This is a genomic window from Gordonia abscondita (assembly GCF_032711245.1).
In the GTDB taxonomy this organism is placed as follows: domain Bacteria; phylum Actinomycetota; class Actinomycetes; order Mycobacteriales; family Mycobacteriaceae; genus Gordonia.
Window position 1 is genome coordinate 1,620,576 of record NZ_CP128986.1, and the last position, 11,771, is coordinate 1,632,346.

Sequence of the window (11,771 nt, forward strand, 5' to 3'; positions counted from 1 at the left end):
GGGTGAGGCCAGCTTCGACCTCACTGTCGAACAGCGCACACATGGAACTCGGGGAATCGGTGGAAGCCCTCCGCGGGCCTACTGACCATCCGCCATACTTCGACGAAGCCCGCTTCGGTTAGGGCGTCGACGATCGTGTCGGGGTGCCACCGCCAGGCTCGCGAGACCGCGTGGTCGAACTCCCGTACGCCGGGCTCGTCGGACGACTGCCCGGCAAGCAGGACGACGGAACCTGGTCTGAGGCGGGAAGCCCAGTCGTGCAATGCCTCTCGGACGGCTTCGGGCGTCAGGTGGATGAGGCTGTACCGGGCGATGACGCCGGCCGTCCGACCAAGATCGACGGTGCGCAACGACGCGTCATCGTCGACGAAGACCAGGTCGGGGTGCGCCTGTCGAGCCTGGTCGCGCATCCCGCTGCTCGGATCCACCGCGGTGACCGCGAACCCCGCCGATGTCAGGTATGCCGTCACGTGTCCGATTCCGCAGCCGACGTCGACGGCCTCGGTGCCGAGGCCTGTGGCGCGGACGTGGACGACGAAAGCATCGACCGCAGACTGCTCCAACGGCGACTGGAACGCGCCCTCGATGAGATCGGCGTACGTCTGCGCGAGCGCGTCGTATCCGGGTTGATCGCTCACACCGAGTCCCTTCTCGCGATACGCACGAGATCAGCTGTGGGGCCGCGAAGTTCGCGGGGTGGCCGCCAGACTGCGCGAAGGGATCGGCTCAGATCGAGACCCTCGACCTCGACGGGACGGACTGTCCCGGTCCGGGCGTCGTCCGCGATCGCGAGCGTACTCAAGACCGCGGGACCGACGCCTGCGGCCACCGACGTGCGGATCGCGGCGCTGCTGCCGAGCTCCAAGAGGGGAGCTGCTTGCTCGTAGCCGGAGAGGGCGTCGTCGAGGGTGGTCCGAGTGCCCGAGCCTGGCTCGCGGACCAGGAGTGGAGTCGACGCGAGTTCTTCGGCGGTCACCGTTCGCCGCCGCCTCGTCCACGGATGATCGGGCGGGACCACCAGCACGAGACGGTCCCGAGCAACGACGGTGCTGCACAAGTTCGACGGAACAGCGGGCGACTCGACGAAGCCGACGTCGCACGCGTCGTTCGCGAGCGAGACGAACACCGTCGACGAGTTCTGCACGCGCAGGTGAACGGTGACTTCGGGGAAGCGACTGCGGAACTCGCCGAGCCACCGGGGGAGCAGATGCTCGGCGACGGTCATCGACGCGCCGACCGTTAGCTCGGCGGTGTGGTCGGTGTGCAGGCCGGAAGCGACGTCGAGCAGCCGGGTCGCCTCGTCGAGGGTGCGCCGCGCCCAGTGCACGAGAACGGTGCCCTGAGGAGTGAGCGTCGAGCCAGCGGTTGCGCGTTTGAGCAACGGGACGCCGAGCTGCCGTTCGAGGCGGCCGATCGATCGGCTCGCATTCGGCTGTGCGATGCCGGACGCGCGGGCCGCGGCACTCAGACTGCCGTGATCGTCGACGCCGACAAGTAGTTCGAGTGCGCCGAGGTCGAGCGATCGCGGATCCATGAAATCACCCTACCTGGGGAAATGTCTATTTGATATGGACTCGTCATATCACCTGGATATGACTGTATATCGAGAAGTCGGGTTCCCGTCGGAGTCTGATCCGCCGAAGCTGAGCACATGACGATCAGCAAAACGCAGATGTCCGGTCCGGCGCCCGGTCTCGTGTTCGCCGCCCTCGGAACCGCGTGCGCAGTGGCGATCAACACGGTGCTGCCCGCCGTCAGTCCGCTGTTGATCGCGATCGTCCTCGGGGGGTTGTGTGCGAACACCGTCGCGCTGCCCGCAGTGATCCGACCCGGTCTGGCGATCGTGTCTAAGACCGTGCTGCGGATCGGCGTCGCACTGTTGGGGCTACAACTGGTGCTCGGCGACATCCTCGGCCTCGGATTCGGAGTGATCGCGATGGTCGTCGTGGTGGTCGTCGGCGGCATCACGGGATCCCTCTGGATCGGCAAGCTCCTAGGTATTCCGTCCAGCCAGCGTCTGCTTATCGCGTGCGGCAGTTCGATCTGCGGCGCGGCCGCAGTGGCCGCCGTCGACGGTGTGATCGACGCCGATGAAGAAGAGGTGGCGGCCGCCATCGCAGGTGTCGTGGTCTTCGGCACGCTGATGATTCCGACGGTGCCCTTCTTGGCGCATCTGTTCGGGTTGTCGGACACCGACGCCGGCGCGTGGGCCGGTGGCTCGATCCACGAGGTCGCACAAGTCGTGGCAGCGGGTGGAATGATCGGCGGCAGTGCGCTCGGCGTCGCGGTGGTCGTCAAACTGGCGCGCGTGGTGATGCTCGCTCCGGTGCTGGCAGTCGTCAGTATTCGTCAGCGTTCGGCGGTAGGCGACAGCGGGAACCGTCCACCGCTGGTCCCGCTGTTCGTGCTCGGCTTCCTTGCCTGTGTGGCGCTTCGTTCCTGCGGCATTGTGCCCGACCTGGTACTCGACGTAGGCGAGCAAATGCAGGTGATTGCACTAACCGGCGCCATGTTCGCGCTGGGCGCTGGCGTCCGGCTGTCGTTGTTCCGATCTGTCGGTTCGCGTCCTTTCCTCTTGGCGGCGTGCGCGACGGTGCTCGTCGGTGCACTTGGTCTGGGTGGCGTGCTGATCGTCGGCTGACTCCGGGTCGATCTCATTGCGGCAATTCCGGCCATCCGGAATTGTCGTACCTCGTTGCTAGTGTGCATTCAGGAGGCCAGCACAGGTGCCGACCAGGAGATACAGAGGTTCGAGGAGGTGGTTTCGGTGAACGAGTCCGCGTTCGACGGTGTTCTCCCGGAGTCGCCCGTGGCTCTGCTGGGGTTGATGAACGCAGCGGCCGCGAAACTGAACGACGTCTCGTTCGCCTCGGCGTCGGCCGAGGATCTGCTCACTGCGGCCGAGACCAACGAGCAGATGCGCGCTCGCACCGAGGCGGCGACGACGGGTCTGATGATCGAGTTGTCGGATCGGTTCGCGTTCCAGGCGCAGGGCTATATGACGGTGCAGAAGTACCTGACGAACGGTCTGCGGTTGGGTGTGCGTGAGGCGAATGCGCGGATCGCGTTGATGTTCGCGACGGGTGCGTTTCGGTCGGTGGTCGGTGATCGACTTTCGGCGCGCAATCCGGTGGCCGCGCAGGCTTTGCGTGAAGGTGCGATCAATCGTGCACATGTTGCCGAGATCTCCGCGGTGATCGACAAGATTCCCGCCCGGGTCGATCCCGACACGGCCGCCGCTGCCGAAGCGCAGCTGACCGACGTCGCTCGGGCGCTCTCGCCGGAGAGCGTCCGCAAGGCTGGGCAGCGCCTGCTCGGCCACCTCGACCCCGATGGGGAGTTGACCGATGATGCAGATCGTCGTCGGACGCGAGGATTCACGCTGGGGGCGCAGGATGCGCGGTTGATGTCGACGGTGCGGGGGTCGATAACCCCGGCGTTGCGTGCCAAGCTCGATGTGGTGCTTGGCGCGTGGGCCGCGCCTGGGATGAACAATCCGGAGGATCCGGAGTCTCCGCATGGCGCGGTGGATCGGGGAGATCTGGATGAGGCCGTCCTTACCGCCGCGCGCGAGCGTGACACCCGCACGACGGCTCAGCGCAATCACGACGCGCTTGTTGCGATGGCCGACTTCGTTCTCGGTCACGGTGCGCTGGGGCGCCCGGATCGGTTGCCAGCCGAGTTGGTGGTTACGGTCACTGATCAGGAGTTGGCCGCCGAGGCCGGAGTGGCATTGACCGCGACCGGCGCGCGGATCCCGGTGAAAGAGCTCGTCGAGTTGGCGGCTCATGCGGTGCCGCGTCTGGCGGTGTTCCGAAACAACACCTCGGAGGTGTTGTATCTCGGGCGTGGTCGGCGGTTCGCATCGAAGGCGCAACGGTTGGCGATATTCGCCCGCGACCGCGGCTGTACCGCCCCCGGCTGCGATGTTCCGTTCTCGCGCACCGAAGCACACCATGTGGCGCGGTGGGAGAACAGTGGCCGCACCGACCTCGTCAACCTCGGCGCCGCTTGTGGCAGACACAACCGCGCCGAAGGTGTCGGTCCCGGCAAGTGGGAGACGGCAATCATCGCCGACCCGGGTTTCGAAGCCGGTCGGGTCGGGTGGCGACCGTCTGGAAGTCCCCACGGCTGGCAGATCAATCCGCTCCATCACATCGGGCAGTCACCGGACCTGTTGCCGCACGGTCCGCCCCGCGGTGCGAGTTCGGCCGTGGAAACTCTGCTCTCACGCCTCCTCTCCGCGGCATGACTGGTCGCCGGGCCGCCACGTGCGGGACTCGACCTGGCTCGCGATCAGCGGGCGACAGGCAGGTGGCCTTCGGCGTCGCGGAGAAAGTCGCCGCTGACCTTCAGCGCAGGCGTCGAGCTGTCGCCGCCGACGACGAGAGTCGCGAAGGCGAGATCGCCGACGATGCCCGCGAACCAGCCGTGCGAATGCTTGTTATCGCCGAACTCGGCGGTGCCTGTCTTGCCGCCGAGCCCCGGGATGTCACGCAGGCTCGTCGCTGTCCCCGAAGCGACAGCTTCCTTCATCGCTGATCGAATCGGGGACGCGACATCGGTTGGAACCGTCGCGGTTTCGGCGTCCGTCGTTGTTCGCAGTCCGTCGATCAGCGTGGGCGTCACTGTCTTCCGTGCCGCCAGCGACGCTTCGACTACCGCCATCCCGAACGGTGACGCGGTGACCGCACCCTGCCCGATGCCGCTTTCCACCTTCTTCGCTGGAGTGTCGGCCGTCGGAACCTTCCCAGTGATCGTCGTCAGACCCGGCACCGTGTAGTCGACTCCCAGACCGAAAGTGCGGGCCGTGTCGGCGAGGTCAGTGTTGCCGAGCTTCGTCGACAGACCGGCCATCGTCGTATTGCAGGAACGTGCGAACGCGGTATGCAACGGAACGGTGCCGAGATCGAACTCGTCTTCGTTGGGGATCTTCCGATCGCCGAACGTCTGCGTTCCGGGGCAGGCGAGCCGGGCGTTGGCCGTGGTGACGCCCGTCTTCAACGCGCTCGCCGTCGTAATCGTCTTGAACGTCGATCCCGGTGCGTACAGGCCGGTCAACGCGATCGGCCCCTCTGCGTCCGCCGCGGAATTCTGGGCGACGGCCAGGAGCCCACCCGTGGACGGCCGGATCGCGACGATCATTGTCGGACGCGTCTCTTTCGCGACGGCGTCGTTCGCCGCTTGCGCCAGCGCGACGTCGAGCGTCGTGCGCACCGGGTCGGGGGCACTGCCCGGGAACGTCTGCACGTCGCTCGCGGGCTCGCCGTCGGCGTTCACCACGGTGACGGCAGCGCCTGCCGCCTTGTCGACCACGGTCCGCCAATGTTCTTCGAGTCCGCTCGTCGCCGGTGACCGTAGATTCTTCGACGCGGTCAGTAGCCGCCCTTCGGCACGGGTCGTCACACCGTCGATGTGCTCGAGCGAACCGACCCGCTTCGCATCCCCAGCGCGCAGTGCGATGATCGTCTGCGGTCCCTTCTTCCCGCGCAACCCGCCGCGGATCGACGATGCGGACACTTCCGGTGCGACCGACTTCAGCTTCTTCGCGAGCACAGACGCAGACTCGGGCGTCGCGGCGTCGAGCGACACGACGGTCACTTCTTGCCAGGTGAGTAGTGGGCGGTTCTGCCGATCGGTCACCGGGGTGTCGTAACTCTTCACGTCGCTGTACAGCAGGCGCCCGCCAGCTGGGAGATTCCGATGGATGAGGGTCGGCGACCACTTCACGAGGTCGCCCGACGTCTCGACCGGCGTCCGGTAGGTCACCTTCCGGTCCTTCGGGAGCGTCCACGTCCACGTGAACTCGGTGTCGTCGTCATTCACCGCGACGTCTGCGGTGGCCTCGCCCATTCCATCGAACGTGTCGGTGAACGCCTTCTTCGCGGTGGTTCCCTCGGTCGTGGATTCGGCCGCCGCACTCGGATCGTGGCCGGTCAACGCGTCGGCCAGTCTCTCGGCAGGTGACTCGTCGGCCCCGCAGGCGACGCCGAGCCCCGCCACGAGCATTGCGACGGTCGCCACGGCGATGCGGCGCGAGGCGATCAGCACGATTGCTCCAGCTCGATAGCGGACACGAGCACGTGTCGGAGATTGTCCATGCCCCGAATCTAACGGCCAGATGGAGCGTGGCTCGGTGACACGCGGGGACGCGGCGCGGCGGTCGGTACCTCGCCACGTACATGGCCCCAGGCCAGCAGCCTTTCCCGAGGAATCCGTTGACGTGTCGCACACCACATCCCTATGATGTGACATCAACCAGAAAATGTATGACGTAAAGGGGTTCGAATGAGATTGGGAAGTCGAGCCGTCGTGCTCGGAGGAAGTGTCGCGGGAATGTGTGCGGCCGGCGCCGTCGCCGAATACTTCGACGAAGTACTCGTCCTGGAACGCGATGTGATCCCCGAGGACGCCGAACACCGCCGAGGTGTGCCGCAGAGCAAGCATCCGCACTTCCTGCTCAACTCGGGACGTCGTGCGATGGACCAGATTTTCCCCGGATTCGAGGACGCGCTCATCGAGGCGGGCGGGCTGCACATGATGCCGTCCCAGGCGGCGGCTCACTGCGAAGGCGCGGGCTGGATCCCGCGCAGCGAGAGCACTATGTCGATGGTCTACTCGTCACGACTTCTCATCGAACGGACCTTGCGTACCGCGCTCGCCGAGATTCCGAACGTCACCGTGGAGGAAGGCGTGTCGGTAACCGGGCTCGAGACCGTCGACGGCGGCACCGCATCCGGGCGCGTTACCGGCGTGTGGGTTACTGGCCGGGAGACCGGTCCGCCGCGCGACCTCGTCGACGCCGACCTCGTCATCGACACCCTCGGACGCGGCTCGCACGTCTCCAAGTGGCTCACCAAGGCCGGCTGGCCCGAAGCGCCGATCCAGTCGCTCGACGCAGGCGTCACATACACATCCCGCTGGTACCAGAAGCCCGCCGACCTGCCCGAATCCTGGTGGTGGGCGCAGATGTCGGTGATGCCGACCGCGGACACCAGCCCCCACCCGCCCGAGCACGACTTCCTGTGCCAGATCTTCCCGATCGAAGGCGACCGAGTCCTGGTGACGATGGGGTCGTGGGGTCACCCGATGCCTCGCCAAGCCGACGAGTTCGTCGCTACCGCGCACAAGGTGCGGGCTCCGGCATTCGGTCGCGCCGTCGATCTGTGCGAGCCGATCTCCGACGTGTTCGTCACCAAATCGACCGGCAACCGGCGGCGCCGCTACGACCGACTCGAGAATCCGCCCGCAGGCCTCGTCGTCATCGGCGACGCAATCTGCGGATTCAACCCGTTCTACGCACAGGGGATGAGTTCGGCGAGCAAGTGTGCGGTCCTCCTCTCCGAACACCTCGCGGAGGCATCGACGATCGACGGGGCGTTCGCCAAGGACTACTTCTCGGCGCAACAGTCGCTGCTCGACGACATTTGGACGCTCGCCCTCGCCCGCGACCAGGGCTACGCGAACGCCGAAGGCACCGAACTTCCACCGCGGTGGCGCCAGCAGCTCGCTTTCCGAGCGGCATGGCCGGTGTTCAACCACATCTCGGCTACCGTCCGCGAAGACAAGAAGGTCGAAGAGCACTTCACCGCAGTGTTCAACCTCGACGAGTCGGTCACCGACATGGTGAAGAGCCCTCGCGTCCTGTTCGGCCTAGCCCGGCACGGCGTCAAGCGGATGCTCGGACGGACCCGGCTCCCGATGGGGTTCGACTGCGAGCTCGATCCGCCGTCGGACATCTGGCGCGACGGCGTGCCGAGGCCGGGGGAACGCGCACAGACCATCCCTCGCGGCGTCGACCCGCGAACACTGGCACGGATGTAAGGGGAGACGGTGGCTGTCTGCGATCCGGACACTCCGGCCTTCGTCATCACGCGGTACCTCGGATTCGTCTGCGAAGACGCTGATCCGGTCGTTACCCTGCGCAATCCGTTCGACCTAGCGAACTGGACGCTCCCGATCCTCGAACTGTTGATCGTGGTCGGCGCGATCCTCGCGCTCGTCCACGCGGTGCGCAGGCTCCGCCGCGACGGCGACCCGACGAACCTCGCACTGTGGTTCGGCTCCCTCGTCTACCTGTTCATCATCGAACCACCGCTCTACTTCCCCGAATGGTTCGGCATGCAGGATGCGATGGGCTTCATGTTCGCCCACAACGTCTTCACCGTCGATCTCATGTACGACCGGCTGCCGCTCTACATCGTGTGCTTCTACCCGGCGATGAGCCAAGTCGCCTACGAGATCGTCCGTGCCCTCGGCTTCTTCGACGGCAGAAAGTGGTCGGCACTGCGCGGTTCGGTGGTGGTCGGTCTCGTCTACCAAGTGTTCTACGAGATCTTCGACCAGCTTGGACCGCAATTGAAGTGGTGGGAGTGGAACGTCGATGCGCCGTTTTACGATGCGCAGCCCGGCGTGCTCGGCAACCCGTCGGCCGTCCCGCTGTTCGAATCGGTCCCGTGGAGTAGTGCGTGGCTGTTCGCGACCGTCTCGTTCGCGGTGTTGACGTTCATGTGCGCCATTCTGGTGAAGAACCCGACGACCCGGGGGCGTTCGATTCGCGGCTGGTCGCTCACGTGGCGGATCGTCGTCGCCGGCGCGGTCGCCGTGGTGTCGATGCCGCTGCTGTCGATAACCACCGCGGTCTTCGGGCGCGGCGACGGAGCGAACCTGACCGCGCAGACCGTCGTGTTCGCGATCCAGGTGTTCGGCATCTGGGTGATCGGACTCGCTCTGCTCGCCTGGCAGCTGCGGCGCCTGCCTGCGACATCGGCCCGGCCCGCACGCGAGGCCGCACCGTTCCTCCGCTTCTTCCCGTGGCTGTTCCTCGGGGTGCACGCGGTGCTGTGGATAGTCGCGCTGCCGTCGTACTTCGGGGCCGAAGACGGCGTGACCGGCTCCGACGCGTCGCCGGGGGCGGGGTCGCCAATCGGCAGCCTCCCGTACGTGATCGGCTGTTACGTGGTCGCGGTCGGTGTCCTGACCCTTGCTGTTCGACGCGGCCGCGCCGCGCGCACCGAGCCCGAAGAGTCCGATTCGGCCTCGAATGAGACGGCGACGACCGTGTGAGAACATGGCCGGTGTGAGGACTCGTGGATGGCAGGGGGATCTGCCGCAGAGCGCCGATGAGGCTCGTGATCGGATCCTGCAAGCGGCCACCCGCTGCGTCGAACGGTTCGGGTTGCGCAAGACGCGGCTGGGTGACGTCGCCGAGGAGGCCGGCGTCACCCGGCAGACCGTGTACCGCTACTTCTCGTCCGTGCACGACATGCTCGCAGCCGTCGCCGCCGCCGGAGCCGGCGACTTCCTCACCCGGATGGGCGAGGAACTGGCGTGGGTGGACACCGTCGACGACGCGATTACCGAGACGATTCTCTACTGTCTGCGGCGACTCCCCGACGAGCCCGCTCTCGGGCTCATGCTCCGCGAAGGCGAGGGGGAATTGTTCACGCGGGAGGCCACGTCGTCCGGTGCCGTCGCACTGGGCGCGGAGATGCTGCGCCGACTGAACGTCGACTGGGACGGTGAAGGCTACGACAGCCGCGCAATGGAGGGGCTGGCCGAACTCGTCATGCGGATTTGGCTGAGTTTCCAGCTCTATCCGAACCATCCACCCAGGACCGATGATGAACTGCGGGCATTCATCCGGACCTGGGTGTGCCGTTAGGACGTCTGGCTACTCGAAATCGGCTCCGACGTTCGGGGGCGACGCCGCGAGGAGTGCGTTCTCGTCGTCGCTGAAAGTACGCGAACGCGACAAGAATCGGACGCCCTCCGGCGCCTCCAACGAGAAGCCCGCGCCACGTCCGGGGACGACGTCGAGGATCAACTGGGTGTGCTTCCACAGCTCGAACTGGTCGCCGTTGATCCAGACGCGGACCTCGGGGAGTGGGTCGGGCAGGTCTATCGTGCCGACCAGCACATCGCGCTGTCCGATCCGGTACTCGCCGACCGGGTAACACATGGGCGCCGACCCGTCACAGCAACCGCCCGACTGGTGGATCATCAGACCGCCGTGCAGTTCGGAGAGCTTCGTGAGGAGTTGGACGGCGGACTCCGTCGCCGTCACCCGATCCGGGGTCTCAGACATGGCCGTTGTCCTTTCGCCACCAGTGTTGTATTCGAGAGTATCGGTCCCGACTCCGTTCGAACGGAAGGTTGGTACTCGCCCGGGCCGGGGTCGCCGACCCGGGCGAGGTCTAGGGGGCTTAGAAGAAGCCCTTGGCGCTCTGCGCGTAACCGACCAGCAGGTTCTTGGTCTGCTGGTAGTGGCCGAGCATCATCAGGTGGTTCTCGCGGCCGACACCGGACTGCTTGTATCCGCCGAAGGCTGCGTGCGCCGGGTAGTCGTGGTACGTGTTCGTCCACACGCGGCCGGCCTGGATGTCGCGACCCGCCCGGTAGGCGACGGCGCCGTTACGGCTCCACACGCCCGCGCCGAGACCGTACAACGTGTCGTTGGCGATCGAGATCGCCTCGTCGTAGTCCGAGAACGATGCGACCGAGAGGACCGGGCCGAAGATCTCCTCCTGGAACACCCGCATGTTGTTGCTGCCCGCGAACACGGTCGGCTGGATGTAGAAGCCGCCCGACAGGTCGCCGCCCAGGTCGGCCGGCTCGCCGCCGGTGAGAACCTTCGCGCCTTCCTCCTTGCCAATCGCCAGGTAGGAACGGATCTTCTCCCACTGGTCGCTCGACGCCTGCGCGCCCATCATCGTGTCGGTGTCGAGCGGGTTGCCCTGCTTGATCGACGCGACGCGTGCGACCGCCTTCTCCATGAACTCGTCGTACATGCCCTTCTGGACGAGGGCGCGGCTCGGGCAGGTACAGACCTCGCCCTGGTTGAGGGCGAACATCGAGAATCCCTCCAACGCGCGGTCGAGGAAACCGTCGTCGGACGACATCACGTCGTCGAAGAAGATGTTCGGGCTCTTACCACCCAATTCGAGGGTGACGGGGATCAAGTTCTCGCTTGCGTACTGCATGATCAGGCGGCCCGTGGTGGTCTCACCGGTGAATGCGATCTTGCGGATACGGTTACTGGACGCCAGCGGCTTGCCTGCTTCCACACCGAAGCCGTTGACGATGTTGAGGACACCGTCCGGCAGCAGGTCGGAGATCAGGCTCATCAAGTAGAGGATCGACGTCGGTGTCTGCTCGGCGGGCTTCATGACGACAGCGTTGCCAGCCGCCAGCGCGGGCGCCAACTTCCATGTTGCCATCAGGATCGGGAAGTTCCACGGGATGATCTGTCCGACGACGCCGAGTGGCTCGTGGAAGTGGTAGGCGACCGTGTCCTTGTCGATCTCCGAGATACCGCCTTCCTGGGCGCGGATGGCGCCCGCGAAGTAGCGGAAGTGGTCGACGGCGAGCGGAATGTCGGCGGCGAGGGTCTCGCGGACGGCCTTGCCGTTCTCCCACGACTCGGCGACGGCGATCTTCTCGAGGTTCTCCTCGATGCGGTCGGCGATCTTATTGAGGATCACCGCACGCTCGGCGACCGACGTCTTGCCCCATGCCGGTGCCGCAGCGTGGGCGGCGTCGAGCGCGAGATCGATGTCCTCGGCGGTCGAACGGGCGACCTCACAGAACGTCTGGCCGTCGACCGGAGACGGATTCTCGAAGTACTGACCCTTGACGGGCGGCGTCCATTTGCCGCCGATCCAGTTGTCGTAGCGGGGCTCGAAACTCATGACCGAACCGGCGGTACCGGGCTTCGCGTAGACAGTCATCGCTGACTCCTTCTCATGTCACTTTGCGGACGGTTAGTGATG

Annotated in this window: 10 protein-coding genes; 5 read left to right on the forward strand and 5 right to left on the reverse strand. The window is 66.0% G+C overall.

All coding sequences use genetic code 11. The annotated features are described in order from the left end of the window. Positions 1-20: 20 nt before the first annotated feature. Both MP11Mi_RS07550 and MP11Mi_RS07555 read right to left on the reverse strand, forming a co-directional pair. Positions 21-638 (reverse strand): class I SAM-dependent methyltransferase, encoded by a 618-nt coding sequence (locus tag MP11Mi_RS07550; protein WP_420041670.1) that lies wholly within the window; start codon positions 636-638, stop codon positions 21-23. Then, positions 635-1,534, reverse strand: a complete 900-nt coding sequence (locus MP11Mi_RS07555; RefSeq protein ID WP_420041671.1) for a LysR family transcriptional regulator — start codon at positions 1,532-1,534, stop codon at positions 635-637. The genes MP11Mi_RS07550 and MP11Mi_RS07555 overlap by 4 nt, the downstream gene beginning before the upstream one ends. A 117-nt stretch (positions 1,535-1,651) precedes the next feature. Between MP11Mi_RS07555 and MP11Mi_RS07560 the strand changes: the two genes are divergently transcribed. After that, positions 1,652-2,641 (forward strand): YeiH family protein, encoded by a 990-nt coding sequence (locus MP11Mi_RS07560; protein ID WP_420041672.1) that lies wholly within the window; start codon positions 1,652-1,654, stop codon positions 2,639-2,641. Between the two features lie 126 nt (positions 2,642-2,767). Continuing rightward, on the forward strand, positions 2,768-4,252 hold the full coding sequence (locus MP11Mi_RS07565) for an HNH endonuclease signature motif containing protein (RefSeq protein WP_420041673.1): 1,485 nt from the start codon (positions 2,768-2,770) through the stop codon (positions 4,250-4,252). 44 nt (positions 4,253-4,296) lie between these two features. Here MP11Mi_RS07565 and MP11Mi_RS07570 read toward each other — a convergent pair whose 3' ends face one another. Continuing rightward, the gene (locus MP11Mi_RS07570) at positions 4,297-6,009 is read right to left on the reverse strand and encodes a penicillin-binding transpeptidase domain-containing protein (protein WP_420712872.1); all 1,713 of its coding nucleotides are present in this window, start codon (positions 6,007-6,009) and stop codon (positions 4,297-4,299) included. Between the two features lie 279 nt (positions 6,010-6,288). Here MP11Mi_RS07570 and MP11Mi_RS07575 point away from each other — a divergent pair, with 279 nt between their 5' ends. The 3 genes from MP11Mi_RS07575 to MP11Mi_RS07585 are packed head-to-tail and all read left to right on the forward strand — an operon-like array spanning position 6,289 to position 9,664. Beyond that, complete coding sequence (locus tag MP11Mi_RS07575; RefSeq protein ID WP_420041675.1) at positions 6,289-7,824, forward strand: FAD-dependent oxidoreductase; 1,536 nt, start codon at positions 6,289-6,291, stop codon at positions 7,822-7,824. A 9-nt stretch (positions 7,825-7,833) separates the two neighbouring features. Then, entirely contained in the window at positions 7,834-9,066 is a 1,233-nt protein-coding gene (locus MP11Mi_RS07580) for a hypothetical protein (RefSeq protein ID WP_420041676.1), read from the forward strand. 13 nt (positions 9,067-9,079) lie between these two features. Next, on the forward strand, positions 9,080-9,664 hold the full coding sequence (locus tag MP11Mi_RS07585; protein ID WP_420041677.1) for a TetR/AcrR family transcriptional regulator: 585 nt from the start codon (positions 9,080-9,082) through the stop codon (positions 9,662-9,664). Positions 9,665-9,673: 9 nt separating this feature from the next. Here MP11Mi_RS07585 and MP11Mi_RS07590 read toward each other — a convergent pair whose 3' ends face one another. Together MP11Mi_RS07590 and exaC are read right to left on the reverse strand one after the other, a co-directional pair. Beyond that, positions 9,674-10,087, reverse strand: coding sequence for a DUF779 domain-containing protein (locus MP11Mi_RS07590; RefSeq protein ID WP_420041678.1), 414 nt, complete (start codon positions 10,085-10,087; stop codon positions 9,674-9,676). Positions 10,088-10,205: 118 nt separating this feature from the next. Continuing rightward, complete coding sequence (exaC, locus tag MP11Mi_RS07595) at positions 10,206-11,729, reverse strand: acetaldehyde dehydrogenase ExaC (RefSeq protein WP_420041679.1); 1,524 nt, start codon at positions 11,727-11,729, stop codon at positions 10,206-10,208. Between the last annotated feature and the right edge of the window lie 42 nt (positions 11,730-11,771).

What these genes read in the sequence shown, in the direction of transcription:
- MP11Mi_RS07555 (WP_420041671.1), bottom strand. Translation starts at nt 1,534, where the DNA reads ATGGATCCGCGATCGCTCGACCTCGGCGCACTCGAACTACTTGTCGGC.
- MP11Mi_RS07560 (WP_420041672.1), top strand. Translation starts at nt 1,652, where the DNA reads ATGACGATCAGCAAAACGCAGATGTCCGGTCCGGCGCCCGGTCTCGTG.
- MP11Mi_RS07570 (WP_420712872.1), bottom strand. Translation starts at nt 6,009, where the DNA reads ATGCTCGTGGCGGGGCTCGGCGTCGCCTGCGGGGCCGACGAGTCACCT.
- MP11Mi_RS07575 (WP_420041675.1), top strand. Translation starts at nt 6,289, where the DNA reads ATGAGATTGGGAAGTCGAGCCGTCGTGCTCGGAGGAAGTGTCGCGGGA.
- MP11Mi_RS07590 (WP_420041678.1), bottom strand. Translation starts at nt 10,087, where the DNA reads ATGTCTGAGACCCCGGATCGGGTGACGGCGACGGAGTCCGCCGTCCAA.
- exaC (WP_420041679.1), bottom strand. Translation starts at nt 11,729, where the DNA reads ATGACTGTCTACGCGAAGCCCGGTACCGCCGGTTCGGTCATGAGTTTC.